Source organism: Paenarthrobacter sp. NPDC089322 (assembly GCF_040684895.1).
Lineage (GTDB): Bacteria > Actinomycetota > Actinomycetes > Actinomycetales > Micrococcaceae > Arthrobacter.
In genome coordinates this window covers 366,850-392,147 of the sequence record NZ_JBFBGW010000001.1, presented here as the reverse complement: position 1 = coordinate 392,147, position 25,298 = coordinate 366,850, and the positions used below count along the sequence as shown (strand labels likewise).

The following is a 25,298-nucleotide window of genomic DNA, read 5'->3' as shown; positions in this document are numbered from 1 at the left end:
CATGAGCCGTGGCAAACTCTCGTTCAGACTCGACGACGGCGTCGCGATGGTGACCGGTGGGGCGTCCGGCATAGGTAGTGCCATAGCCATGGCCTTAGCCGAAATGGGCAGTCATGTGGCACTGGTTGACCTGCCTTCCAGCGATGCTTCGGCAACTCTGAAAGCAATCGAAGCAGAGGGAAGAAGTGCCGAGTTTATTGCGGCCGACGTGACCAGCGCTGAGCAGATGGAGGCTGCCGTGCGTCGGGCAGAGGGCGCATTGGGCCCCCTGACCACGGCAGTGAACTCTGCGGGAATAGCGCATGCGGTTCCAGCGGAGGATATGACTGCTGAGCAGTTCGAACGCGTCTTTCGTGTGAATGTCACCGGGGTCTTCCTTAGCTGCCAGGCGCAATCCCGGGCCATGAGGGAGAACGGAGGGGGTGCAATCGTCAACTTGGCTTCCATCTCCGGAATTGTTTCCCATCGAGAGATGCTGCAGTCGCACTACAACAGTTCCAAGGCCGCTGTTGCGCAACTGTCGAAGTCGTTGGCTACCGAATGGGCGCGGTACGGCATACGCGTCAACTCCATCTCTCCCGGTTTTACGCGAACGCCCATGAACGATCGCGCCGAAGTGGCGAGCATCCTGGATGAGGCCGTAACCCGCAACACACCGATGGGGCGCCCTGCAGATCCGTTCGAAATGGCAGGGCCAGCACTGTTTCTCCTGTCTCCTGCTGCCAGCTTTTGCACGGGTGCGGACCTCGTCGTCGATGGAGGGTTCACCGCTTGGTGAGCGCCTCTGGCTCATTGGATCGATAACCCAGGGTTATCAGGTTCGAAGAAACTTTGACTTGGACTTATCGTGACGGTCCTCACAGACTGGAAATAGCTTCGCAGGTTCCCGGCATTGTCGCCGGCACCGCGGTAAACCCCGCTACCCCCACACTGCGAAAAGCCACACTCCCCAACCCTCATCACCCTTCGAGATTTTCTTACAGAGAGGTAAGGCCCATCGTGATGAACGAATCAAGCCGCACAACGCAAACAGAACCAGTCCACGTTGGACAGCGGAGGAAGCCGCGTTCCCGCCGCCCCTTGGGCGTCGCCTTGGCAATGCTTGCCACAGCCGCTTTGGCTCTGACTGGTTGCAGTGCGGACAACGCCGCCAATGCAGGCGGGACGGGCAAGAAGACAATCGGTGTTTCGATGCCTGAATTTCATTCCCTCTTCTACGTCGCAGCAGTTGACGGCATGAAGAAGGCCGCTGCTGACGAGGGCTATGAGCTGGTGGTCCTCAATGCGAACGGCAATTCGTCGCAGCAGGTCAACCAGGTGCAGAACCTGGTGACCCAGCAGGTCGGGGCAGTCATCTTCGCCATGCAGGATGCAACAGCCGGCGCAGCGGGAGTGGCGGAGGCAAAGGGCGCCAACATCCCCGTCATTGCCATCGACCAGCGCCCTCAAGGCGATGTGACCACGTTTATTGGCAGCGATAGCGTCAAGGCGTCCACAGAGTTGTGTGATTACCTGGCCAAGCAGATGGGCGGCAAGGGCAACCTCGCCATCATCAAGGGTGTTCTCGGGTCCTCCACTGAAATTGAGCGTTCCAAGGGATGCGGAAGCATTTTGGAAAAGAATCCGGACATCAAGGTGGTCTCCACGACCAACGCTGACTGGGACGAGAACAAGGCCTATAACGTGGCCCAGGACGTGCTGACTGCCAACCCTGAGCTGCAGGCAATCTTCGCCCAGAACGATGGAATGGCCCTGGGTGCGGCCAAGGCTGCAGCCCAGGCCGGCCGCTCCAACCTCAAGATCGTCAGCGTGGACGGATTCCCACAGGTTTACGACGCCATCGAGTCCGGACAGGTTTTGGCCACGATGTCGCAGGAACCGTATCAAATGGGCGAGCTCGCCGTCCGCACTGCCATCAAAGCCATGAACGGCGAGGCCGGCTCCATTGAGAAGGAACAGCTGCAGCCCACCGTCCTGGTCACCAAGGAAAACCTCGAAGAGGCCCGTTCCGCCGGATACTACGGCCCCGCGAAATAGCAGAAGTCCGGCCTGCCCGGAGCTCCACCAAACTAAGAAGGAAATCATGTCAATCCTGAGCACGGGACCGGCCCATCTTAACGGAGGATCGCTGACCGAGGAGCCCAAAGCCCTCAAGGGCATTGGCCTCACCAAACAGTACGGCGGCAACACTGTGCTGCATGGAGTGGACATCACCCTGCGAGCAGGCACGGTTCTTGGATTCATCGGGGAAAACGGCGCAGGCAAATCCACCCTCAGCTCCATACTGGCAGGCATCAAATCCCCGGATGCCGGAGAGATGTTCCTGAATGGGCTTCCCTACGCCCCTACAGGCCCGGCTTCGGCGCTGAATAGCGGGGTGGCCATTATTCACCAGGAAATCAAGATGGTCCCGCGGCTTAGCGTTGCCGAAAACATGTTCCTGGGGCGCTGGCCGAAAAAACGGGGCCGCGTGGACACGGCTTCCATGGCTGAGCAGGCCGAGGCGGCCTTGGCCGTCCTAGGTGCCAAGATCAACCCGCGCCAGGCGGTTGCCGGGCTCTCGATGGCGGCGCAGCAGGAAATAGAGATCGCAAAGGCCATCCTACGGGATCCGTCCTACGTGATCTTCGACGAACCGTCAGCTTCTTTGGGACAGGAGGAAACGGAAAAGGTTCTCGACCAAATCCGGGTTCTTCGTGACCGGGGTGCGGGCGTCATTTACATTAGCCACCGACTGGATGAAATTTCGGCTATTGCTGACGAAATTCTTTGCCTTCGTGATGGGCACAGGGCCATGGCATGGGAGAGGGGCGATGTCAGCAAGGACCAGATGATCCGCGCCATGGTGGGCCGCGAGTTCGTTTACGCGCATGAAGCTCCGAAGCCGGCAGAGCCGGATGTCGTGTTGGAGGTCAAGAACCTGGCTCGTCAGGGAGTCTTCAGCGATATCTCTTTCTCTGTGCGCAAGGGGGAGATCCTTGGGATGTCCGGCCTCGTAGGAGCAGGCCGCACCGAAGTTGTCAGGACCCTTGCCGGCGCCGACCGTGCGGACACGGGCACCATCACCGTCGACGGCAAAGCCGCGAAGATCAGCAACGTTGCCAGTGCCATTCGACAAGGCATTTTTATGGTTCCTGAGGACCGCAAAGGCCAAGGACTGAACTTGGGCAGAAGCGGCGGAGAGAACATGGTCCTGCCGTGGGAGAAGACGCTGACCCCCAGCGGATTCGTGTCCAACAGGACCGTGAAGCGCGTCGAGCGCGAACAGGCCCAGGAGTTGGACATCCGGGGGAACCTGGACATTCCTGTCCTATTCCTCTCTGGAGGAAACCAGCAGAAAGTCCTTTTGGCGAAGTGGCTGGTTCGGAAACCAAAGGTCCTCATCCTCGACGAGCCCACGCGTGGCGTGGATGTCGGTGCAAAGGCTGCCATCTATGAAATTGTCCGCAAGCTGGCCGCTTCGGGGGTAGCCATCATCGTTGTCTCTTCCGAGCTCGAAGAGGTTCTCGGCCTCTCGCACCGTGTACTCGTCATGGCGGGAGGGCAGCAGCGCGGAATCCTCAGCCGCGAGGACGCCCTCCCGGACCGGGTCATGGAACTCTCAGTGCCCTAGCGCACCCACACCCTTCACAAAAAGAAAGATAAGACCGTGCCCTCTACAAACACCGTCGGCCCCAAAGTCGAGCCAGGCGCCCGGGCGAATTCCGCCTCAAGTATTGGCCAGGAGTCAGTGCAAACCAGAATCAAACAGCTCGCCAAGAATGTTCCCGGCCCAGTGGTAGGGCTTGTGGTTATTTGCATTGCAATGTCACTGCTCTCGCCCTACTTCCTGACGCCGAACAACCTCATCAACGTCCTTAGCCAGGTTTCGTACATCGGGATGATGGCAGTAGGCGCTGCCTTGGTCATTATCCTCGGTGGTATTGACCTTTCCGTGGGCTCCACCATGGCATTGTCGTTCATGGCCACTGCGTTCCTTTACAAGGAAATTGGCTTGCCCTTTTGGCTCGCGATGGTCTGCGGGCTCATTTTGGGGGCTTTCATTGGCCTGGTGAACGGACTCTTGGTGACTTTCGGGCACGTTCAGCCATTTATCGCCACGCTGGCAACCATGTTCGCCGGGGCGGGGCTTGCTTTGTACATCACCAACGGAAACCCTGTCATCGGCTTCCCTGATTGGTTCCTCGGCCTGTCGCGGACCCGCATGCTCGGAATACCGCTGCAGGTGTATCTGATGCTGCTGGTCTTTGTCCTCGCAGCGCTTTGGTTGCGGTATCGACCCTCCGGAAGACAGCTCTATGCCATTGGTGGCAATGAAGAAGTCGCACGCCTTTCGGGTATCAGCGTAAGGCTGGCCCAAGCGCGCGTCTATGTCATTGCCGGCTTCCTGGCCGCCTTGGCGGGGCTGGCGGTGGGAGCCCGGCTGGATTCGGCGCAGCCAACCGCGGGCAGTGCTTCAGATCTCCTGAGCGTAATCGCGGCGGTAGTCATCGGTGGTGCCAGCCTGTCAGGCGGTGTTGGCTCGATGTTCAGTACCTTCATAGGGCTGCTCATCATCGGAGTCCTCAATAACGGGCTGACACTGTTGAACGTATCGCCGAATCTCCAGCCTGTGGTGATTGGAGTGGTCATTGTGCTGGCCGTGATCAGCGACCGCGGCAATCTCCCGCTTAAGCGGACCTGACGCACGTTGAACCAGCGAAGCTCCCTGCGCGCATTGCGCAGGGAGCTTTTCGTTCCTACACCCGGACAGGGCGCAGGGGGCATTACTTGCTGCGAGGGCGAATCGCGGGTGAATCGTCGCCACGACTAGCAACAACGCCGGTATCCACGAATCAGACCACGCGAAGCTTCCCTTCCAAGCCCACAACCAGCAGTGGGATGGAGCTAGGCAGTCCGATCAGGCCAATCGAAAAGTCGGTCCAGATTTCACGTCCGCTTGAGGCTCGAAAGCGATGTCTCCAGAGACGTTGGATGAGAACCACGTTGATTACGGGAAGTCCCGAAATGACGACCACTCGTAAGGCAAGGCCGAGCATTCAGTCTTCGTTAGCATCCCAGGCCATGAGCCCTCGAAGTGCGGCGATCAGAACAGCCGCGAGCACGAACAACCAGCGATAACGCTTGAGATCCGTTCCGTTTGAGTACTTCCAGAGATTGGCCCGCGCTCTGCGCTTCCGTCCGGTGGAGACCCTGTTGACGTGCCAAGCTGATGTTCGGACAGGTTTCCCCAGCAACCAGTCGAATATACCGAGAGAGAGAGTCTAACCGCGTGCCCACGCGCGTCGCCGGACCTTGATGCCTTGCGTCAGGTCACCCGGAACCGTCTCGGAGTAACCGATGCGATTCCGGGAGACGCGGTCATGTCTATAGATCGTTGGGATTGGGCTGGCCGTTCCAGGCCGTCACACCACCATCTGCTGTGAGGATGTGCCCGTTGACATAGGAGGCATCAGACGAGGCCAAGAAGGTAAAGACCGGTGCTATTTCTTCGGATGCCGCTATGCGGCCCAGGGGGATGGAGCGTCCGAATGCCTCCTTCAGCCCCTCCATGGAGTCGAGGTTCTTCTGCAGCAAGGGCGTAAGGACTGGCCCGGGTGCCACGGCGTTGCAGCGCACACCCCGTTGGGCGTAATCGACCGCCACGCTGCGCGTGAAGTTAATGACAGCACCCTTCGAGGCGTCGTAGGCGGCATAGTTGTAGTCCGCGCCAATGCCGGAGACGCTTGCGGTATTGACAATGTTGCCTTGGGACCGAATCAGGTGCGGGAGCGCAGCCCGTGTTGCGTAAAACAAACCATCCACGTTGACCTTCATGACGGACCGCCAAAGTTCGTTAGATGTAGCCGCTGCGGGCCCGGTCGGAGCTATCCCAGCGTTGTTGACCAAGACATCCAACGCCCCTAGTTCTTCCACGCTGTCATTGATGATTGCTTCGATAGCATCGGAGTCACCGACGTCGCCAACTTTGAGCGTCATTTGACCGGACAGGACGGAGTTCCGCTCACGGAACCGCTCCATTGATTCTGCGCTGAGGTCCACGCCGATTACGTTTGCTCCTTCAAGGAGGAACCTCTTGAATACGGCAGCGCCTAACCCAGACCCAGCGCCCGTGACCATGACTGTTTTTCCCAGGAATCGATTCTGATCCATTTCCTACTCCACTTTCATCAAGCCAAGCGCCTGAACGCCAAAGAAATCATTGATGTATCTATCGTATTGCGGACAGATTGTCCGTAGCATAGAAAATAGAGTACTTCACTCGACAGCCGTTTCGAAGGGATTCCATTCACCATGAAGATAGATCTCACCGGTAAGACCGCTTTGGTTACAGGCTCTTCCCAAGGTATTGGCTTGGCCATCGCCAAGGAGCTCACCAAGGCGGGAGCGACGGTGGTGCTCAGCGGTCGCAGCCAGGATTCGCTGGACAGCGCCGCTGCCGACATCTCGGCCACCGCTGATGTCCGCAAGCCCAGGACCGTAGCTGGGGACCTTGGCACCAAGCAAGGGGTTGCGGCGCTCGCCAGCGAGGTAGGAGGAGTGGACATCCTGGTGAACAACCTCGGTATCTACGAGTCGAAGGATGCTTTGGATATTACGGACGAGGACTGGCAAGAGTACCTGGACGTCAATCTCCTTTCCGCTGTTCGGCTGACGCGGGCACTCCTGCCACGCATGATGCGCCAAAAATGGGGGAGGGTTCTCTACCTCGCTAGCGATGCAGCCATCTCCGTGCCGCATGACATGCTGCATTATGGCGTTTCCAAAACTGCCCTGGTGGCCGCGGCCAGGGGCTATGCCAAGGTTGCCGCGGGCTCCGGCGTCACGGTCAACTCGGTGATTGCAGGGCCCACCAAGACCGATGGCGCCGTCCGCTTCATCAGAGAGAAGTTTGGCTCGGAGTTGCCATGGGAAGATGTCGAGGACAAATTCATGTCCACCGAGCGTTCTGCCTCCCTGATCAAACGGCTCATCGACCCGCTGGAGATTGCCAACATGGTGGTTTACCTCAGCTCGACCCAGGCCTCGGCCACCACGGGAGGCGCTTTGAGGGTAGATGGCGGATATGTCGACTCGATCTTCCCTTAGGAAAAAGCCGGCAGGACGTGCTTCGCAACCTCCTCCAAGGCGTCTTCGACGGGGCGCTGGCTGGGTCTGAAATTCAGCGCCACATGCCCGACGCCGGACTCCTCCAGCTCCTCGAGGTACCGGGCAAGGGAGTTGCGACCCAGCCGGGCGCCAAATCGGATCGGTTCGGACGGCGCCCAGGGATCTTCGACCAAGTCAAGCAGCATGGTTGTCAGCAAGGGCTTGTGCTGGCCGTCCGGGACTGCGTGGTTCCACCGGTTCACGACTGGTTGCATCAGTGGCCCGGTGCGGTGGTAGGTCATGTAGCCGTCCATGGTGGAGGCGATCCAGTCAGTGGTTTGTTGCGCGCGTCCCACTGCTACCAACGGAATGGGGTCCTGGGCGGGCGGGGGGAGGACCTTCACGGTGTCCTTCGGTCCCAAACTCTCCCGCCAAGCCGTCCGGATGGCGTTGACTGACGAACGGAACCGCTCCCCGCGGGAGTCGAAATCGGCGTCGAACGCCGGATATTCGTTGGGCCGGTCGCCTGAGGCAACCCCGAGTATGAGGCGGCCTCCGGACAACTGATCAATGGAGGCAGCCATTTTGGCTACGTGGAGCGGATTGCGCAGAGGCAAGACCACTGCGGCTGTTCCCAGCAGGATCGAATCCGTGACCCCGGCCAGGTATCCCAGGTAAGGGAACGGGTCAAACACCTGACCGGCGTCACCAAAGGCTGGAACCCACAGGGGAACATCGCGCAGCCATAGGGCCTTAAAGCCCAGCCGATCCGCCAATTCGGCCCTGCGGCGCTGGTGGGTCAGGTCCGGAATGCCGAACTGTTCGGACGACCCTGGTCGACCATGCCTGGCAAAGTCGTTGTCCAGGGGGAACTCGACGCCGATACTCAAGCCGGAACCGTTCCGGCAGAGGGCATTAAGGGCGGGCGAACGAGCAGGAAAGGGGGCTGTTTCCAAGGTCATTATCATCTCTCGATCCGGGGAGGGCTAGAGTTGGGATCCCGCGAGTTGCTGCTCAGTTGGTTGCTGTTCTGCGGGTGATTGTGCCACTCGCTGGGCGGCGCGTCGGGCGGCTTTTGCAGCGAACACCATGACGATGAGCCCAAGTAGTGTGACCCCCGCACCTGCCCAAATAGGGGAGGTGTAGCCGAGGCCCGCAGTGATGGTGACGCCGCCCAGCCAGGCTCCCAAAGCGTTACCCACGTTGAATGCGCCTATGTTTGCCCCGGATGCCAGGGTGGGGGCACTCTTGGCATAGGCCATGACGCGCATTTGCAGACCTGGGACGGTAGCAAAGCCGAAGCCGCCCATGAGTACCAAGGACACGATGGCAAGAGGCTGGTTGTCCGCGGTCAGGGCAAACGCCACCAGGACCACAAACAGCACGGAAAGTATCACCAGCAAGGTCCGGTCGACGTTTCGGTCGGCTGCCTTTCCTCCGAGTGCGTTTCCCACGAAGAGTCCCACGCCGAAGAGGATCAGCAACCAGGGGACGGTGGCGGCCGGGAAGTGCGAAACCTCGGTCAGCGTGAAGGCGATGTAGGTAAAGGCTCCAAACATTCCGCCGTATCCCAGGATGGTGACGGCAATGGACAGCCAAACCTGCCCCGACTTGAACGCCCTGAGTTCGCTGCGAAGGCTCGTGGACTCAGTGGAGTCGGCGTCCTTTTGGCGGGGGACCAGGGAAAGGATTCCCACGAGTGCCAAGATGCCGATCACGCTGATGGCCCAGAAAGTGGAGCGCCAGCCTGCTGCTTGTCCCAGCATGGTGCCGAACGGCACTCCCAGGACGTTGGCGGCGGTGAGGCCGGTAAACATGATGGCAATGGCAGCGGCCTTCTTGGTGCCGTCCACCATGCCTGCTGCGACGACGGAACCGATGCCAAAGAACGCTCCGTGTGCCAACGCGGCAATGATCCGGCCCGCCATCATGGTCCAATAGTCCGGAGCGAATGCCGATAGGACGTTTCCTACGATGAAGACACCCAGGAGTATGGCAAGGGCCGTTTTCCTGTCCATGCGCGACATCGCCAGCGTCAGCAGTAATGCGCCCACCACTACGGCGAGGGCGTAACCCGAGATCAGCCAGCCGGCTGTCGCCTCGCTGACCGCGAAATCAGCGGCGACCTCAGGGAGAAGTCCCATGATGACGAACTCCGTGAGTCCGATTCCGAAGCCACCTAAGGCTAAGGCTATGAGCCCAATGGGCATGACGTTCTCCTTTTAACTGTACGGAAGAGGATAGTGCGCGTAAGCTGTTAGTTGCAGGCGCTGTATAAATCATTGCATACGAAAATATAGCGCGCAAGCAACTATCTCTAATTCGGTGTCACGCCGCCTCGAAAGGAACAACCATGAGCATCAAAGACGACGCCGTAGAAGTGCGCGCCCAAGGCTGGAGAACGTTGACTGCCCTCCATGGGCTGATTGAAGGAGCGCTTGAACAAGCACTCCAAACTACGGCGGACCTGTCCGTGGTTGAGTACACCGTCCTAGACGCTTTGGACCGGCAAAACGGATGGCACATGCGCATGCAGCAGCTGGCGCGGGCCACGGCTCTCTCTCCCAGCGCAACGACGCGCCTGGTGAACAGGCTTGAGCAGCGCGGACTACTGCGGCGGATCCTCTGTGCCGATGACAGGCGCGGTATCTACACGGAGCTCACAAGCGAAGGGAGCGAATTGCTTGCTTCAGCGCGGCCCGTGCATGACGGCGCCCTGGAACAGGCACTAGCGGAGGCCGAAGGAATTGCTGAACTGGCACCCCTGGTGCGCACTTTGCCGCAAGCATCCTTCATGTGACCAGCGACTCTCGTGGGACCAGGTTTAGTGTGCCCCTGCATCACGCGCGGTAAGAACATCCTCCAGCTCCAAAGCGGCGGCGAGATGCGTCAGGGTGGCCACATTCGTCAGCTCCCTACCCAGGAGTTTCTCGACCAACCGTCGGTCCCTCGCAATCGCATCTATGTCCAGTGATAGCTGTGCGGCTGTCACGCCCTCGTCCAGGTTGTTCCGCATCAAGGTCCTGAGCGTCTGAAGCAGGGTTGTCCGTCGGGACGAGTCATGCCGGCGTAAAGGCCCCAGGACTTCCTCGCAAAAGGACCGGACCTTGGAGGAGTCCGGCACCTGAAGCAATAGCCCCGCCGTCCCCAAATCGGACACCAGCAGGGTTCGCCCGCCGATTCCTCTGAGCCGGGCCAGGTGGGCCGCGCCCATGACCACAGAGAACGCCTCGAGGTAACCCTGCGGGCCGGATAGCGGTCCCGTAAGTACCGAAAGGGAAGCATCGATTCCCTCACCGCCATCCCTCAGGACGAGGCGCAGACTTTCTGCGACGGGGCGGACGGACTCCACTGGGCTGTCCCCTAAAGGCCACAGCGTGACAACAAAATCATGGTGAAAGCCCATCAACGGTTGGGGACGGGTGTACTCCACCAGGCGGTGAACCGCGCCAGCGAGCCGATCCTGCAGGCCAGTGGTGTTCTCCGGGATGCCAGACCAAAGGATTAGGGCATGCGATTGGGATAGATTGTGCCCCATCCGCGCAGCCCGTGTGATGAGTGAGGCCGGCAGCGGACCCCGGGTGGTAAGGATCTCCCTGAGGATTTCCCCCGCCTGGTGCCAAGCCACTTCGGCGGCGCTCCGGGCGCTGAGGAGTTCCAAGGCAACAACTGTGGCCGCGTGCTCGATCGCTCTCAGGTCCAACGGGGTGAATTCTTCTACGCTGCCGATGGTCCATATCCAGGCTACGACTTCTTCCTTGACCACTACGGCAGCACGAATGGCAGAGGCTCGTGACCCATCACCGAGGCGCAACGTGACGTTGGTGAGGCCTGTGCCGGCTTTTACGGGATGTCGAACGTCTTGAGTTGCCTCTTTCATCAGCGCTTCCAACTGCATGTCCGACTTAAACGCGGATCCGCACATCACCGTTTCGTGGCCGCTTCGGATCACCACGGCGCGTGAAAGCAGCTCTGAAAGCGCCGTTCCTATGTCATCCAAGCCACCTCCGCTGAGAGCCAAGGACGTAAGCCGCTGGTGAACTTCGGCCACTTGCCGTTGGAGCTCGTATTGTTCCTCCAACGTCTGATTCAGCGCATTCAGCTTAACAATGGTGCTGGTTTGATCGGCACGAAGTCGGGCGGTGTTGATGGCGATTGCAGCTTGGTCTGCCAGGACCGCCAGCAGTGAAACTTCCTCCGGGTCGAAATGATGGGCCCGCCGTGTGAAGCAATTGAGGATCCCCAAGGTGCCACCCGGGGCGTTGAGCGGGATAGCGATCATCGACGTGTAGCCTTGCTCCAGCGCTGCCGCGGCCCATGGGCCAAGGGACGGATCGGTGCCGGCATCCTGGATTTGGATGGGGATGCCCGTAGCAAAGGCCTGGCTGGACGGGGAGCGCAAGGACGTGCCTCGCAAGCGGATCGGGTGGAGTGAGTTGACGTCCCGGATGTACTCATCGGAGAGGCCGTAGGAACCTCGGATCTGCAGGACCGTACCTGTGGCATCGGGGACTGTCACCGAGGAAAAATCGTAACTCATCAATTCGCTGGCGGTTTTGGCGACCATGGTCAGAAGCTCGTCAACGGATACTCCCTGGTTCACTGCAGAACCTATGGATCCGAGCGCCTTCAGCCAGTTCCGGAGGCGTTCGGCCGCTCGATCTGACCGCTCTTTCACAGTCTCAGTATTGCCATTGTTGGGTTGGGAGGATAGAGCTAAACGACGGCGACGCCACCGCGCCGCGGTTAACAGCGGTCCGGTCGGGTCGCTGTCGTTGGCGGTTCTTAGTGGCCGAACCTACTCGGCGAGTGCGGAGACGACGGCGGCCGCTACAGCCTCGCTGGACTGCGGGTTCTGACCGCTGATGAGGTTGCCGTCGCGGACCACGTAGCTGCTCCACGCAGGGCCTGACTTTACGATCGCGCCCCGCTCGGCGAGCGTGGTGGCCACCAGCCAAGGGGTCTTCTCGCCGGTGCCGCCCGTGAGCTCTTCCTCGTCCGTGAACACCGTCAGCTGACGGCCGGCGAAAGCGAAGCTGCCGTCCGGGGCGGTGGCGCTGAGCAAGCCCGCAGGGCCGTGGCAGAAGGGAGCGATGATTTTTCCGCTATGGTCCGCCGCTACGAGCAAGGCACCGAGCTCGGCGTCCGTGGCAAGATCGGCCATGGGACCGTGCCCGCCCGGCAGGACGACGGCGTCGAATTCGGCCACATTGACGGAGTCCAGGGAGTAGGGAGTTTCGAGTTCGTCTGCTATTTCCCCGATGTACTGCTTGAACTCCTCAACCTTTTCCTTGTCGCCCACGATGTCCGGGTTCAACGAGCCAGAGTCCACCGTTGGCTTCTTTCCGCCCGGGCTGGCGATGGTGATGGCTGCGCCCGAGGCTTTGAGGGCTTTATGGGCAACTACGAGTTCCTCGGCCCAGACGCCCGTGGGGTGGAGGGTGCCGTCAGCGAGTTCCAGGGAATCGGCTGCTGAAACAACCATAAGAATGCGGGACATGAGGTTCCTTTCGGGAGAAGGTAAAGCGGGTCGCTATTCGATGGTGCTCCTCGCGACTGCCGCGTTGGCATAGAGAATGCTGTGGCCCCCATAGGAATTCTTTGGGGGGGTGCCCATGCGAGGATTGCACCGATGGCCACTCACAACATGGAACACTTACGGACCTTCCTCACGGTTTACCGTGTGGGGTCCCTGACCGAAGCCGCAAGAATGCTGGGCATTTCGCAGCCAACAGCCTCCACGCACGTCCACTCCTTGGAACTGAATCTTGGCTTGCGGCTCTTTGAGCGGAGCCCGGCGGGCGTCACCCCGACTCCTAAAGCCGACGAATTGGCGCGTGACGTTGGCCCGCACATCGACGCCTTGGACGATCTCGCCTTTGTGTACAACGTTTCAGGAGCAGATGAGTCTCTTCACTTAGGCGGTCCGGCAGAGTTCGTCACGGCCATGCTTTTGCCGGGAACCCCGGAGCTCACCCAAGGCATTGGAGTCAGGCTAAGGATTCGCTTTGGCCTGGTTGACGACTTGCTTGAGCAGTTGCGCGCCGGCCACCTGGACATGGTGGTCAGCGCAGTCCGTCCCCGGGTCCAGGGGGTTACGGCATCGCCCCTCTTCGACGAAGACTTTGTACTGGTGGCAGCGCCGTCCTGGCAAACCAGCCTCCCGGGTGACGAGCCAGTGGAGGCTGAACTGGCAAGGATTCCTGTGGTTGCCTACGCCGAGAACCTGCCGATCGTTCGCCGTTACTGGCGGACCGTCTTCCAGAGACGTCCTGATGATCTCAGGAGCAACTGCATCGTTCCGGATCTTCGCGGAGTGCGCGCGGCCATTCTGGCTGGTGCGGGAATGTCTGTGTTGCCCAGCTATTTAGTGGAAGAAGATATAGCCGCGGGTAAACTCGTGGCCTTGCACACCCCCGAGTTTGCGCCGCTGAACACCGTGTATCTGGCCACCCGAACCGGCGACCTTAACCGCAGCCATCCGTTACGCTCCCTCGCATCCGCTATCGAGCGCCTAAGTCAGACCTCTGGTAAGAGTCCAACAAAGCCGTGACAGTCAGGCCACCATCTCGGTTGGGTGCGATAGTAAGTTGCCCGCCATGCGCCTCGGATATCTTCTGTACCAGCGCCACGCCGAGTCCATGTCCTCCATTGCGATTGCCGCTCCAACTGCACCGCGCAAGATGGAGAGCAGCAAGCCTCGATCGCAGATGCCAGCAAGGGGGTGGGGGTATACCCCTTCGAGGTTCGGCCCCCTGCCCATAGCGCCTGACTAGGCGTACGAGTTTGACAGTGACCAACGGAGGACACACAGGGGGAGTGTGTACGCCGGCTGTAAAACTAACCCCTGAGGTCGGCGCTCTAACCCGGCCGGGATCAGGGGTGAGTGCCCCAGTAGGGTACCAGTCCCAGGAGCGGGACGGGCGCGGCCGCGCGCCAGCAGCTGGCAGATCGCCCGCGTCTGGATCTCCGGGGCTCAGTGCCCATTGAGTGATCGGTGTGCTGCCGGTCCTAGGTCAAGATGGATAGTCCAGGCATGCTGAGTGCATGATGGCCACCGTCGCGGTACTTTCTATCGGGTGTTTCGGCCCTGTGCGGCGGAGGTGATGAGGTCACTCTTGGTCGGTGTTGTGCCCGTGCGCAGTGCTGCGGTCCAGGTCGCGGTGTCGGTGACGGCTGCCCAGTTCGAGTGCATCAGTGCCATAAGGGTCTCGTGGACTTGGCGTGCGGACGCGGTGCCGGCGTCGTTGGCGAGGTCGATTGCTCCGGTCGCGTCGCTGAGGACTTCGACGGTGAATCCAAGAGGCTCGGCTGCCGCGGCGGAGGCGACCACACAGTTGTTTGTCATGTAGCCGGCCAGGGTGATCGTGTCGATGCCCTGCTCACGCAACCAGGCCTCGAGATCGGTGTCGGCGAAGATGGTGGAGTACTGCTTGTTGATGAGCCTCGCTGCCGCGTTCTCGTGGACGGCCACCTGGGGGTGGTTCTGCCAAGTCGCTGATCCGGCTGCGAACACAGGGGCTTCTGCCGGGAGTTCATGCTGGACGACCACGACCGGCGTTCCGGTCTGCTCTGCGGCCTTGATCGCAGTCTGGATGCTGGTGATGGATTGGTCACGGTCCGGGTACTGGATCGGAAGCAGTCCGTCGAAGTATTCCTGTTGAGCGTCAATGACGATTAGGGCTCGGTGGGGGGGGCGGTCATGGGGTTCTCCTTCAAGGGGTGTGTTGTGAACGTCGGAGTGTTGAAATGGCGCTATTGCGGGCAGAGGTGCGTTCAGGTACGGGAGTTGGTAGTGATCGGCGATCAGGGTGATCCCGTGTTGGTCTAGGGTTGGTGAGTGGCCGCCGACGACGAGCATCACCTCGTCAACGCCCGTGCGCTGGTGCAGGGCTTCGAGACGGTCGGCGACAGTGGCTGCGGTGCCATGGAAACTGCGGCTGGTGTAGGCGTCGAGGATCTGCCGCCGCTGAAGTGTCGTTTGGTAGGCCTCAACCTCGTCGGGGGGGAGGAGCAGGCAGCCTTCGTTTTTGAACATGCGAAGCATCGCCATGGCCGACGTTGCCGCCTGCCGTTTGGCCTCGAACGGGTCGTCGCCGATCGCCGCAGGCACGCTGACGAGGGTGTGCGGCTCGGCCAGCACAGCGGAGGGCTGGAAGTTCTCACGGTAGAGACGCATGGCCGTGTCGATGTCAGCGTCGCCGAACTGCAACGCGAACGCATACGGCCTGCCGAGCCGCACGGCCAGTTGTGCTGAGTACGGAGAGGAACCCAGCACCCACACCTCCGGGAAGGTCGAGGGTTCAGGTACCCGGTTTTCTCTTGCCTGCCAAGGGCCGGGAACCGCGTGGACACGCCGGTAGGTGTGCCCGGGAGGGACGTCGTCATTCAGGAACCCGAGCAACTCGTGCACCTGCTGGGGGAATCTGTCGTTGGCATCCCCGCCCCCGGCGCAGAGCCGCAGCAGTCGCCCCATCGGTACCGGGGGCCCGTCCCAGCCCAAGATCGATCCGGCCAGGGGCGAGAGCCTCCAGCATCCCGAACTGCTCGGCGATCAGCAACGGGGAGTGGTTGGGCAGCATAACCCCTCCGGCGCCAAGGCGGAGGGAGGCGCCCAATCCTCAAAGCCCGTCTCCCCAAGCTCTCCAGGCACCAAAAACCCCTCCGAATAAACGGAGTGAAGGACATCCAGAACCAACTGCTTCGTACCTGGGGTAATCGCGCCTCCAGTGCCCCACCACACGACGTTATGCAATGAAACCCAGTCGGCTAGACCTGATACGAGTAACTTACGGATGACTTCGTCTTTGCTTACCATGGCACGCCTTCCGCCAGATGTACGTCCGGACTGATCCCATTCCAGGGAAGATATCGATCGATAGTCCACTGGTCCCGGAATTAGGACTTTTCACAAGAGCCTCGCGCCATCGAGCAAATGATAGACACTAGAGTCCTGCTGCCTATCCCGTCGTCGCAGAGATGGTCCAAGCTCGTACTAGTCAGGGCAGACTGGCTGCCGCTATGTACGCAGAAGCGTATCGTGCACCGCCACGTGCTCGCCGACCTGAACGGTCAATAGACCGCCCAGTCCCTCACAGCGGGACCACACTCGGAACTCTATGCGTCCATCCTCGTTACGCACGGAGATCTTCGATGCGGTCTCCCGCTCAAGAGCAAGCCGCACTTCGTCACCGTTAAGCCAGCGGACGTTCGCTGACCCAGCGATCTCGTCCCATGTCAGATTGACGGTACTCCCGTCGTTCGGATGGGGCCATATGCGTCCTCTCCTGGCCCCATGCAGGGCACGAGAGCGGTAAAGTCCGATCGTGAAGACACGATGGTCAACGCCTATCGTTATTGGATCGCTGATGGGCCTCGCGGCGTCGGCAGGTGCATGCTCCGCACCCATCCAAGAGCTGTCCCCATCCCCTTCCGCGTCGCAATCCTTACGCCTCGTCACGATCAACGCACCCCAGAACGGTGCCATGGATGCGAACTTTTCCGGCACGTTGACCATCGATGACAAAGGGTGCGTCCAGGCGCGTCAGGGAGCCGACAAGTCCACGGTTTACACTCTCGTCTGGCCCAAGGGTTATACAATTCAAGGCGATTCGAAGGCCTTCGAAGTTGTAGATGCGGATAAGAAGGTGGTGGCACGTTCAGGATCCGGGTTTCAGATCGGGGGCGGGCTCGGTCTTCCGAACTCGCCAGGTGAAAACTGGACGGAACGCGACTGCGCCCAAGGCCATCTCTGGATAGTTGCTCCACTGCCCATCCATTCTGGATTCCCTCGGTGAGCGCGCGGCACAGGGCGCAGGTGGGGCTGAAGATTGACCGCAACGATTCCGTGTAGCCAGTCTCATAGCTATAGGACAGTTGCGCATACCAATACCGTATGAACGCCTCCAGCCCCTCCTTCGAGTTCTCTTTCGCCAACTCCGGCATCACGGGCACCGGCACATTTTCCGCCTTGCCGTTCGCGTCTGCCGGCTTGTACACCGCCGAAGCAGAGGAAACGGGAACCGGGGTGCCGGTCGCGCTTAGAGTGGGGGACGCCGTCGTCGAGCCTGTTTCAGTGGCCGTACCGGAAGGTGTGCCACCCTGCCAGCCGCCGCCCTGGCAGCCGCTCAAAACGAGTAAAGCGGCCACTCCAACGGCGAAACCTCGCATGCGGGCGGACGGAAAAGAGGCAAACGAAAGGCGTGGCATGACAGGCTCCCCAGCGGCTGTTTTGGCGTAGTGTCGGCAAGTCTAGATGGGGGAGGACGCAGTTGGCTTGTCGACGATTCGAGCCTGTGGATAACCCGGGCTCTATCCAGGGCAGGCCTGCGGGCGTATTCTTTCCTCGCCGGTTGGTCTTCGCACACACATCCATTGGGGGAAACATGGTCACGATCGCACGCCCGGGCACGGCTCAGAAGAAAACGGACAACGAGGAAACAAAGACCAGCCGCACGCGCAGCCGCCTGCACGTGGGCGCCGCGCTTGTAGCCGCATTGTCGCTGAGCGCATGTTCGTTTCCCCTTCCGGTAGCGCAGCCCACGCCTAAAGCTTCGGCCTCGAACGCCCAGGAGCCCAGCGCGGAACCCTCTGCCGAAGTCACGGCAGAGGACAGCGCGAGTCCCGAACCCACGGCAATCCCCGACGCAACGTCGGGCAACGCCGGCCCTTATGGCGAGTTCACGTCGTTGTCCGAGGCCTGCCTGTCCGTGAGCGCCACCATGTTGAGCGTGACCATCCTCCCGCTTGCGGCGTTGGTGGGCGGCAACCCTGAGGACATCGAAAAGGCGAAACAGGAGTTGTCCCAGCTGCAGGGCAAGGTCCCGGAAGAGTTGAAGCCGAGCTTCGAGAAGCTGCGGGCCTTCACGGAAGAGGCAGGCACCGACTTCAGCAAGTACGGGGATCCGGAATTCGAGGAGCTTATGAAGCCCATCCAGGACTGGATGGACAAGAACTGCAAGTAGTCTGCGCCGCGCAATCCCTCGTCTCCCAAAGCGTCAGAGCCAAGCGCTAGGGTGGTAGTCAAGAGAAGGGGAGTGCTCGATGTCAGAACAAAGCTTGCAGATCGATCCTGTTCCTGAGGGCGAGGTCCCCGGTACCGGACGCACCATCATCTCCGAGGCTGCCGTCGCCAAAGTTGCCGGTATCGCTGCCCGCACGGTCCCGGGTGTCTACTCCCTGGGCTCGGGTCCTTCCCGGGCGCTGGGTGCCATTCGGGATGCTGTCGGCAGTTCGGACCACGCAGCAGGTGTCCGCGCCGAGGTCGGCGAAACGCAGGTGGCAGTGGACATCAACCTCGTGGCTCTCTACGGGCATCCCCTGCACGGAGTCGCCAACCAAGTGCGGGCTGCTGTATACAGGGCTGTCCAGGAACTCGTCGGGCTCCAGGTCATCGAGGTCAATATCGAGATCACGGATGTCTACGTCGCCCCGCCGCCCAAGCCGGCAGGCGTCAAGACGGTCCACGTGGAAAAGGAGGCGCTCCAGTGAGCATGACCGTGGTGGGTATCGCAATCGGCGCGTTCGTGGCGTTCATGTCCTTCCAATTCGGCCTCTGGGGCTTCCTCGTCTCGCTGCTGTTCATGGGCATCGGAGCCCTCCTCGGCCGAGCGGCGGACGGCAAACTGGACCTTCGCAGCGTCCTCGACGCCATTACGGGCCGGCGCTCTTCCTCATGAGCGTGGCTGAGGCTGTGGAACCCACCACCAGCCTGGCCGGCCACAACCGGATCAGTACCCAGGCTTTGACAACCTTGGCCCAGGCCGCAGCCGCCGAGGCACTCGGCGTCGCTCCGGGGGATATCCGTGCGGATTGGTCGGACGACGACGGCCTGCTGGCTTTGTCGATCGTCGCACCCATCAGCGTCCCCGCCTTGGGTGAGGTGCTCCGAAATCCACAGCGCATACAAGGTTTTGGTGGCTCCATCTGGGACCGCGCCGTAGCGGCGAAGGCTTTCGTACTGGACAGCGTTACGCGCCTTAGCGGGTCGCAACTCAGCAGGGTGGACATCAGGATCAGCGGGGCCCACGTCACGGAAGGAGGCCGCGTCAAGTGACACACGATCAGGAAGCGAGCACGGAACCGTTGAGCGTGCGCCCCGATGCAGGACCAAGCGGCGCGAGCCCACTCGACCCGGGGTCCCTGGGCGGTGCCGCTCCGGTGGCCGGCGAAGATCCTGCCATGAGCCGCATCCTGCGCAGGGAAACCCATTCATCCCGGGCCGGGGCAGCCGGCATCGCGGCCGTACTGGTCATCATCCTTTGCGTGTACGCCTTGCTGGAGTCGGTGGTCCGTGCCATCGGTCAACCACCGTGGCTTATCGATCCCGGGACGGCGGCTGAGCGGATCATCGCACTCCCGTCCGGAATTTCACCGCTGTTGTTGGGCGCCAGCGGTGCCGTCATCGCCATGGTTGGCTTGTTCTTCTTCCTTCATGCGGTGCTGCCCGGCAGGCGGGCCCGCCATTTGCTACGGGACCCGCGCACCGCCGTCGTGGTTGACGATGAAGTCCTGGCCTCTGCGCTGGCACGTCGAGCGCGAACCGCGGCGAACGTGACGCAGGAACAGGTCATGGTGGTTGTCTCGCAGCAGCTTGTTGTGGTCAATGTGCGGCCCACATCCGGGAGCAGGGTCAGTGAAGAAGCCGTCTTGGTGGCGGTGCAGGCCGAGCTTGAGGAAATGTCGCCTGTGCCGATGCCCGCTGTTCGCGTCAACTTGGCGTCGTCGGGGGTGATCGGGGCATGAACGGAACGCCACGGGCGCTTAACAGGGTGTTGCTATTCATCATTGGCGTGAAGCTCCTGGCGGTTGGCCTGCTGCTCCTATTGCTGGCGACTGTTCCGGCCGTTGCCACGTGGTGGCATGGTTGGGCCGCCTCCGCTTGGGCTCGCGCTGAGGATGCCTTCAGGCAAACGCGTTTCCCGGGGCGCGAGGAAAGCTGGCTGTGGATCGTGGCCGGTGTTGTTTTGCTGGCCGTCATCGTGGGCATGGTTGCGTGGCTTTCACAGCAGGGCAAAGGCAGGGCCAACCTGCTTGTGGCAAGCGACGACGAGAGCCATGTGGCCGGTGAGGTTCAGATCGGTGGGGGCGTAGCCGAGCAGGCGCTCCGTGCTGCATTGGCGGACCGGACGGACCTTGCAGGCGCATCGGTGGCCACGTACGAGGTCCAGGGACAGCCGTGCTTGCGGGTGCGCATCCAGCCGCGCCAAGGCGTGGCCCCGCATTTGTTGGCGGCCGAGGTGTCGCGCCTGGTGGAAGCCTTGGACTTGGTCATTGGCAAGAAGACCCCCGTGTTGGTCCACATGGTCTCGGGAGCCCGCGCGAAACTGACGCGGGCCGAGCGGGTGCGCTGATTCAGGGAATGAGGGAGCCCCCGGGATGGGCGCCCGCTCGGTGGACAGGAGGCTCCCGTGGCAGGGACAACAGCGGCAGGGACAACAGTGGCGGGGACAACGCTTGCAGAGGTGATGGCCGAGCTGGCCACGTTGGAGGAACCCAAAGTCCGCGAGGTCAACGAAAAGCATGGTGACGACCACGGGGTAAACCTGGGTAAGTTGCGCGCTGTGGCCAAACGCTTGAAGACCCAGCAGGAACTCTCACGGGAACTTTGGGAAACGGGCGATACTGCGGCCAAATTGCTGGCGTTGCTGGTGTGCCGTCCGAAGGCATTTGAGCGCGATGAACTGGACGCCATGCTGCGCGGGGCACGGACGCCCAAAGTTCACGACTGGCTCGTGAACTACGTCGTGAAGAAAAGCCCCCACGCCGAAGACCTGCGTGTTGCGTGGTTTGCCGACCCCGATCCCGTGGTCGCCAGTGCAGGGTGGGCGCTGACCTCTGAGCGGGTTGTCAAAGACCCGGCAGGGCTGGACCTCGAAGGACTGCTGGACATCATCGAGGCGGAGATGAAGGATGCTCCGGAACGCCTGCAGTGGGCGATGAACCATTGCCTGGCACAGATCGGAATTGAGTATCCGGAGTTTCGGGCCAGGGCGCTGGACATTGGCGAGCGGCTCGAAGTTCTCAAGGATTACCCCACTCCGCCCAACTGCACGTCTCCTTTCGCGCCCACCTGGATCAACGAGATGGTGCGACGCCGGAAGTCGTAGTCAGGGAAGTCAGCCCCTGTTGCGGTGCATCATCCGGTAGGTCAGTTCGGCGAGAAGTTCCTCGTCGGAAAGGTGCGAGGCCCGCGCGATGGGTGCCGCAGGAACCACGACGCGTGGCCCTGCCGACGGCCGCGAGTCGTCTCCCGAGCGCATGTCGTCAGGCGTGATTTGGTCCGGCGCGAAGTTCGTTTTTCCCTTGAGGACGTCCGAAACGGATCCGGCGCGCCAGCCCAGGGCGTGCTCGAGTTTGCGCTGGTTGATCTCCTGCGTCCGTCGTGTGCCCGACTCCAGCGTCCGCACGGTCTTGATGGCTGTCCCGGCCTGCTTGGCCAACTGCACTTGGCTAAGGCCTTGAGCCAGGCGTTCTTCTTTGATGAGGCGGCCTATAGTTTGAAGTGCTTCTAGTTCATCCACACTTCCCACTTTTGCATAGGCAAGATTTGGCAATCAAATCGAGCCGCCGCACGTAGGGGCAGTGGGGCCTTGCCGAGCGCGGGAAAACGTGAGGCTCGACGGCGGACGGCCGGGGAGGCTGCCCGGCTTCTGAGCCGCGATACAAAGGTTACTTTGTATCGTTGTGGTTACGGTCGGTGTAAGCGCTTGCATTTCGCCGGGAAACCTCGCTAGTGTGAGGGCCACCACATCAATTGCGCCACGCTTTTCTTGTACTCAGCGAGGAGTCTTTAGCATGAAAAAAACCAAGTACCTGCTCCCGGTCGCAGCGGCCGGCGTTCTGGCACTTACCCTTTCCGCCTGTAGCGGAGACGGCGGCGGCGGCGGAACCACCGCCGGCTCGGATGATTGCTCCGCCTACGAAAGCTACGGAAAGCACGACGGCAAGACTGTCTCGGTCTACTCGACGATCGTCGATATCGAGGCAACCAACCTCGAAGAATCCTGGGCGCAGTTCGAGAAGTGCACAGGCATCACAGTCAAGTACGAAGGCAGCAAGGAATTCGAAACGCAGATCGGCGTCCGGGCTCAGTCCGGCACCGCCCCTGACGTCGCAATCTTCCCGCAGCCCGGTCTTCTGGCAACCCAGGCCCGCGCCGGTTACCTGAAGGCTGCTCCGAAGACCGTGTCCGATCTCGTGGACAAGAATTGGTCCCCGGACTGGAAGAAGTACGGCACGGTAGACGGCACGTTCTACGCCGCTCCGATGCTCGCGAACGTCAAGGGCTTCATCTGGTACGCACCCAAGACATTCTCGGACAAGGGCTGGGAAGTCCCGAAGACCTGGGACGAAATGATGGAGCTCACCAAGAAGATCGCGGCGGACGATCCGAACATGAAGCCGTGGTGTGCAGGATTCGAATCCGGTGAAGCGACGGGCTGGCCCGGAACCGACTGGATCGAGGACGTTGTCCTCCGCGCCCACGGGCCTGAGGTTTACGACCAGTGGATCACCCACCAGATTCCGTTCAACGACCCTAAGATCGTTGAGTCCTTCAACAAGACCGGTGAAATCCTGCTCAACCAGGATTACGTCAACGGCGGCTTCGGTGACGTCCGCTCGATCCTGAGCACGGGCTTTGCCCAGGCCGGCCAGCCGGTTCTTGATGGTACGTGCGCCATGCACCACCAGGCGAACTTCCAGGCAGCCAACTGGCCTGCAGGCACCAACGTTGCAGAAGACGGCGACGTATGGGCTTTCATGGCACCGCCTATTGACGAAAGCAAGGGTAAGGCTGTCACCGGCGGCGGCGAGATGGTAGGTGCATACAAGGACACCGCGGAGGTCCAGGCATTCCTGGCCTACCTTGCAAGCGCTGACTTTGCCAACAACCGCGTCAAGCTGGGCGGCGTTGTTAGTGCCAACAAGGGCCTCGATCCGAACAACGCACAGTCGGACCTGGACAAACTGACCGTCCAGATCCTCCAGGACCCTGAGACGGTCTTCCGCTTTGACGGTTCCGACCTGATGCCGAGCGCAGTTGGTTCCAACTCGTTCTGGAAGGGCATCGTGAGCTGGGTCAACGGCACCCCTGCCAAAGAGGTAGCTGACAGCATCGAGTCCAGCTGGCCCAAGAGCTAACTACAAAGGCGCTGCCTCCCTTGGCTGGTGTGCCCAGCCAGGGAGGCAGCGCCTTTCCCGGAACTTAGTGATTCACTCACGCCCCGGAGGTTGGGTATGGAATTTATCGGAGGAAAACTCCTTCAAGTAGTGATTGCGCTGGCGATCTTCGCCGCAGTGATCGGCATCATCATGCTCCTGGTGGACAGGGCACCGAAATCGGTCAAGGACAGGGTTACCGTGGCCGGCTTCCTTGCCCCCGCTGCCATTCTGATGATCGTGGGTCTGGTCTATCCCGCAGTACGCACGTCAATGCTGGCCTTCACGGATGCCAGCGGCGCGCCAAACGGCATGGACAACTTCGTGTGGATGTTCACGCAACCGGAGGCGTTGACCACCCTGCGTAACACCGTCATCTGGACCGTGCTGGTTCCCCTTTTGTCCACGGGCTTCGGCCTTGCCTATGCAGTCTTCATCGACAAGGCCAGGGGGGAGCGGGTCCTGAAGTCCTTGGTCTTCATGCCCATGGCTATCTCCTTTGTGGGCGCCGGCATCATCTGGAAGCTCGTCTATGACTACCGCGGCCCGAACATCGAGCAGACCGGTGTCATCAACTTTTTCCGCGACGCCTTGGGGATGGATCCCAAACAGTTCCTCTTGGACGCCCCGGAAAACACGATCTTCCTGATCATCGTGATGGTCTGGATCCAGACCGGTTTTGCCATGGTGATTCTCTCCGCTGCCATCAAGGGTGTTCCGGTGGAACTCATCGAGGCAGCCCGCCTGGATGGGGCCAACGCCTGGCAGCAGTTCCGCAATGTTACGGTTCCCGGCATCCGTGGAGCGCTGGTGGTGGTGTTGACCACCATCACGATCGCCACACTGAAGGTCTTCGACATTGTTCGAACCATGACGGCCGGAAACTATGACACCTCCGTGGTGGCCAACGAAATGTACACCCAGGCTTTCCGTGCCGGTGAACCGGGACGCGGTGCCGCTTTGGCCCTCATCCTGTTCCTGATGGTGCTGCCCATCGTCGTGTACAACGCTCGAGTCCTTCGCAAGCAAAGGGAGATCCATTGACAGCCACGCCAGCCCCGAAAGAGGCCCAGACGGCCACCCGGCAGCGTCCTGGATCGGATCCCACGGAGGACGCCCAGCCGATCATGCGCCGCGTCAAGACCAAGCTCACGTCCAAGTGGGCAACAGCGGCAGCGATCATCATCGCCGTCGTATGGTCTGTACCGACAGTGGGTCTGTTCGTCACCTCCTTCCGTCCCGCCGCCAAGCAGATCGGTCCCCGCTCGAACGGTTGGTGGAATGCCTTCGTGGACTGGGACTTCACGTTCAAGAACTACGTGGACGTGCTCACCCCGGCAGGCTCGCAATCGGCCAACCTCCTGCAGTACTTCGTCAACTCCATCGCGATCGTCATCCCGGTCACGGTGTTTGTCCTGGTGCTGGCTTCCATGGCCGCCTATGTATTCGCATGGGGCAAGTTCAAGGGCCGCGACGCACTCTTCATCTTCGTCTTTGCCCTGCAGATCATCCCGCTCCAGATGGCGCTGATTCCGCTCCTGCAGTTCTTCACGCAGACCCTGCAGCTGCCGGCGGGATCGTACGCACAGCTGTGGATCGCCCACACTATGTTCGGCCTTCCGCTGGGCATCTTCCTCCTCCACAACTTCATCTCCGAGATTCCCGGTGAGGTCATCGAGGCGGCAAGGGTGGACGGTGCCGGACACAGCACCATCTTCTGGCGCATCATCCTGCCGCTGTCGGTACCCGCACTGGCGTCCCTGGCGATCTTCCAGTTCCTGTGGGTCTGGAACGACCTCCTGGTTGCCCTGGTGTTCTCCGGCGGTACGGCAGACGTAGCCCCCATCACCCAGCGACTCGCCGAAATCTCCGGTACGCGCGGTGCCAGGGATTACCTGAACCCGGCCGCGGCATTCGTCTCGATCATCATTCCGCTCCTGGTGTTCTTCGGCCTCCAGCGATACTTCGTGCGGGGCCTGCTGTCCGGCGGCCTCAAGGGATAACAACAACTGCAAGGTTGGTTACGCAGCGGATGACACTCCGCTGCG

At 61.0% G+C, this 25,298-nt stretch carries 27 protein-coding genes; 17 read left to right on the top strand and 10 right to left on the bottom strand.

Features of this window, described 5'->3' with window-relative positions; genetic code table 11:
• Nucleotide 1: 1 nt before the first annotated feature.
• The 4 genes from AB0N65_RS01845 (at nt 2) to AB0N65_RS01830 (ending at nt 4,684) form a co-directional block, all read left to right on the top strand.
• Nucleotides 2-778, top strand: coding sequence for an SDR family oxidoreductase (locus tag AB0N65_RS01845; protein ID WP_364156870.1), 777 nt, complete (start codon nt 2-4; stop codon nt 776-778).
• Nucleotides 779-1,002: 224 nt separating this feature from the next.
• Nucleotides 1,003-2,037 (top strand): substrate-binding domain-containing protein, encoded by a 1,035-nt coding sequence (locus tag AB0N65_RS01840; protein ID WP_364156867.1) that lies wholly within the window; start codon nt 1,003-1,005, stop codon nt 2,035-2,037.
• Nucleotides 2,038-2,083: 46 nt separating this feature from the next.
• Nucleotides 2,084-3,613 (top strand): sugar ABC transporter ATP-binding protein, encoded by a 1,530-nt coding sequence (locus tag AB0N65_RS01835; RefSeq protein WP_364156865.1) that lies wholly within the window; start codon nt 2,084-2,086, stop codon nt 3,611-3,613.
• A gap of 192 nt (nt 3,614-3,805) precedes the next feature.
• Nucleotides 3,806-4,684, top strand: a complete 879-nt coding sequence (locus AB0N65_RS01830) for an ABC transporter permease (RefSeq protein WP_286176767.1) — start codon at nt 3,806-3,808, stop codon at nt 4,682-4,684.
• Between the two features lie 683 nt (nt 4,685-5,367).
• Here the strand turns inward: AB0N65_RS01830 and AB0N65_RS01825 are convergent.
• Complete coding sequence (locus tag AB0N65_RS01825; RefSeq protein ID WP_364156861.1) at nt 5,368-6,153, bottom strand: SDR family oxidoreductase; 786 nt, start codon at nt 6,151-6,153, stop codon at nt 5,368-5,370.
• Nucleotides 6,154-6,294: 141 nt separating this feature from the next.
• On the opposite strand from AB0N65_RS01825, the gene AB0N65_RS01820 reads away from it, so the two are divergent.
• Nucleotides 6,295-7,089: an SDR family oxidoreductase gene (locus AB0N65_RS01820; RefSeq protein WP_364156859.1), complete on the top strand. Its 795-nt coding sequence runs from the start codon at nt 6,295-6,297 to the stop codon at nt 7,087-7,089.
• Here AB0N65_RS01820 and AB0N65_RS01815 read toward each other — a convergent pair.
• Both AB0N65_RS01815 and AB0N65_RS01810 read right to left on the bottom strand, forming a co-directional pair.
• Nucleotides 7,086-8,051 (bottom strand): LLM class oxidoreductase, encoded by a 966-nt coding sequence (locus AB0N65_RS01815; RefSeq protein ID WP_364156856.1) that lies wholly within the window; start codon nt 8,049-8,051, stop codon nt 7,086-7,088. The two genes, AB0N65_RS01820 and AB0N65_RS01815, sit on opposite strands and share 4 nt — an antisense overlap.
• Nucleotides 8,052-8,075: 24 nt before the next feature.
• The gene (locus tag AB0N65_RS01810) at nt 8,076-9,299 is read right to left on the bottom strand and encodes an MFS transporter (RefSeq protein ID WP_364156853.1); all 1,224 of its coding nucleotides are present in this window, start codon (nt 9,297-9,299) and stop codon (nt 8,076-8,078) included.
• A gap of 143 nt (nt 9,300-9,442) precedes the next feature.
• Here AB0N65_RS01810 and AB0N65_RS01805 point away from each other — a divergent pair, with 143 nt between their 5' ends.
• Nucleotides 9,443-9,889, top strand: a complete 447-nt coding sequence (locus AB0N65_RS01805; RefSeq protein WP_364156850.1) for a MarR family transcriptional regulator — start codon at nt 9,443-9,445, stop codon at nt 9,887-9,889.
• Between the two features lie 24 nt (nt 9,890-9,913).
• On the opposite strand, the gene AB0N65_RS01800 is transcribed toward AB0N65_RS01805, so the two are convergent.
• Nucleotides 9,914-11,692 carry a GAF domain-containing protein gene (locus AB0N65_RS01800; RefSeq protein WP_364156848.1) on the bottom strand — a complete coding sequence of 593 codons (1,779 nt, stop codon included), beginning with the start codon at nt 11,690-11,692 and terminating at the stop codon, nt 9,914-9,916.
• Between the two features lie 195 nt (nt 11,693-11,887).
• Complete coding sequence (locus tag AB0N65_RS01795; protein WP_364156845.1) at nt 11,888-12,589, bottom strand: type 1 glutamine amidotransferase domain-containing protein; 702 nt, start codon at nt 12,587-12,589, stop codon at nt 11,888-11,890.
• Nucleotides 12,590-12,721: 132 nt separating this feature from the next.
• On the opposite strand from AB0N65_RS01795, the gene AB0N65_RS01790 reads away from it, so the two are divergent.
• Nucleotides 12,722-13,642 (top strand): LysR family transcriptional regulator, encoded by a 921-nt coding sequence (locus tag AB0N65_RS01790; protein WP_364156843.1) that lies wholly within the window; start codon nt 12,722-12,724, stop codon nt 13,640-13,642.
• On the opposite strand, the gene AB0N65_RS01785 is transcribed toward AB0N65_RS01790, so the two are convergent.
• The 4 genes from AB0N65_RS01785 to AB0N65_RS01770 all read right to left on the bottom strand — a co-directional run bounded on the left by AB0N65_RS01785 (nt 13,593) and on the right by AB0N65_RS01770 (nt 17,259).
• The gene (locus AB0N65_RS01785; RefSeq protein ID WP_364156840.1) at nt 13,593-13,721 is read right to left on the bottom strand and encodes a hypothetical protein; all 129 of its coding nucleotides are present in this window, start codon (nt 13,719-13,721) and stop codon (nt 13,593-13,595) included. The genes AB0N65_RS01790 and AB0N65_RS01785 overlap by 50 nt on opposite strands.
• Nucleotides 13,722-14,161: 440 nt before the next feature.
• Nucleotides 14,162-15,493: an isochorismatase family protein gene (locus AB0N65_RS01780; protein ID WP_364156837.1), complete on the bottom strand. Its 1,332-nt coding sequence runs from the start codon at nt 15,491-15,493 to the stop codon at nt 14,162-14,164.
• A complete protein-coding gene (locus tag AB0N65_RS01775) occupies nt 15,474-15,671 on the bottom strand; it encodes an LLM class flavin-dependent oxidoreductase (RefSeq protein ID WP_364156834.1) in 198 nt (65 codons plus the stop codon). The genes AB0N65_RS01780 and AB0N65_RS01775 overlap by 20 nt, the downstream gene beginning before the upstream one ends.
• Nucleotides 15,672-16,551: 880 nt before the next feature.
• The gene (locus AB0N65_RS01770; RefSeq protein ID WP_364157016.1) at nt 16,552-17,259 is read right to left on the bottom strand and encodes a DUF6318 family protein; all 708 of its coding nucleotides are present in this window, start codon (nt 17,257-17,259) and stop codon (nt 16,552-16,554) included.
• Nucleotides 17,260-17,474: 215 nt separating this feature from the next.
• On the opposite strand from AB0N65_RS01770, the gene AB0N65_RS01765 reads away from it, so the two are divergent.
• From AB0N65_RS01765 to AB0N65_RS01735, 7 genes are all read left to right on the top strand, one after another.
• The gene (locus tag AB0N65_RS01765; RefSeq protein ID WP_364156831.1) at nt 17,475-18,053 is read left to right on the top strand and encodes a hypothetical protein; all 579 of its coding nucleotides are present in this window, start codon (nt 17,475-17,477) and stop codon (nt 18,051-18,053) included.
• 79 nt (nt 18,054-18,132) lie between these two features.
• Entirely contained in the window at nt 18,133-18,579 is a 447-nt protein-coding gene (locus AB0N65_RS01760; RefSeq protein ID WP_364156828.1) for an Asp23/Gls24 family envelope stress response protein, read from the top strand.
• Nucleotides 18,576-18,767, top strand: a complete 192-nt coding sequence (locus AB0N65_RS01755; RefSeq protein ID WP_364156825.1) for a hypothetical protein — start codon at nt 18,576-18,578, stop codon at nt 18,765-18,767. The genes AB0N65_RS01760 and AB0N65_RS01755 overlap by 4 nt, the downstream gene beginning before the upstream one ends.
• On the top strand, nt 18,764-19,144 hold the full coding sequence (locus AB0N65_RS01750) for a hypothetical protein (protein WP_364156822.1): 381 nt from the start codon (nt 18,764-18,766) through the stop codon (nt 19,142-19,144). The genes AB0N65_RS01755 and AB0N65_RS01750 overlap by 4 nt, the downstream gene beginning before the upstream one ends.
• Before the next feature lie 86 nt (nt 19,145-19,230).
• Nucleotides 19,231-19,833, top strand: coding sequence for a hypothetical protein (locus tag AB0N65_RS01745; protein ID WP_364157014.1), 603 nt, complete (start codon nt 19,231-19,233; stop codon nt 19,831-19,833).
• A complete protein-coding gene (locus AB0N65_RS01740) occupies nt 19,830-20,441 on the top strand; it encodes a hypothetical protein (RefSeq protein ID WP_364156820.1) in 612 nt (203 codons plus the stop codon). The genes AB0N65_RS01745 and AB0N65_RS01740 overlap by 4 nt, the downstream gene beginning before the upstream one ends.
• A 114-nt stretch (nt 20,442-20,555) precedes the next feature.
• The gene (locus AB0N65_RS01735; RefSeq protein ID WP_364157011.1) at nt 20,556-21,197 is read left to right on the top strand and encodes a DNA alkylation repair protein; all 642 of its coding nucleotides are present in this window, start codon (nt 20,556-20,558) and stop codon (nt 21,195-21,197) included.
• A 9-nt stretch (nt 21,198-21,206) separates the two neighbouring features.
• On the opposite strand, the gene AB0N65_RS01730 is transcribed toward AB0N65_RS01735, so the two are convergent.
• Nucleotides 21,207-21,611, bottom strand: a complete 405-nt coding sequence (locus tag AB0N65_RS01730; protein WP_364156817.1) for a helix-turn-helix transcriptional regulator — start codon at nt 21,609-21,611, stop codon at nt 21,207-21,209.
• 274 nt (nt 21,612-21,885) lie between these two features.
• Between AB0N65_RS01730 and AB0N65_RS01725 the strand changes: the two genes are divergently transcribed.
• The 3 genes from AB0N65_RS01725 to AB0N65_RS01715 all read left to right on the top strand — a co-directional run bounded on the left by AB0N65_RS01725 (nt 21,886) and on the right by AB0N65_RS01715 (nt 25,253).
• Nucleotides 21,886-23,232, top strand: coding sequence for an ABC transporter substrate-binding protein (locus AB0N65_RS01725; protein ID WP_364156814.1), 1,347 nt, complete (start codon nt 21,886-21,888; stop codon nt 23,230-23,232).
• A gap of 96 nt (nt 23,233-23,328) precedes the next feature.
• Complete coding sequence (locus tag AB0N65_RS01720) at nt 23,329-24,294, top strand: sugar ABC transporter permease (protein ID WP_364156811.1); 966 nt, start codon at nt 23,329-23,331, stop codon at nt 24,292-24,294.
• Nucleotides 24,291-25,253, top strand: a complete 963-nt coding sequence (locus AB0N65_RS01715) for a carbohydrate ABC transporter permease (protein WP_364156808.1) — start codon at nt 24,291-24,293, stop codon at nt 25,251-25,253. Before AB0N65_RS01720 ends, AB0N65_RS01715 begins: the two co-directional genes overlap by 4 nt.
• Nucleotides 25,254-25,298: the final 45 nt, after the last annotated feature.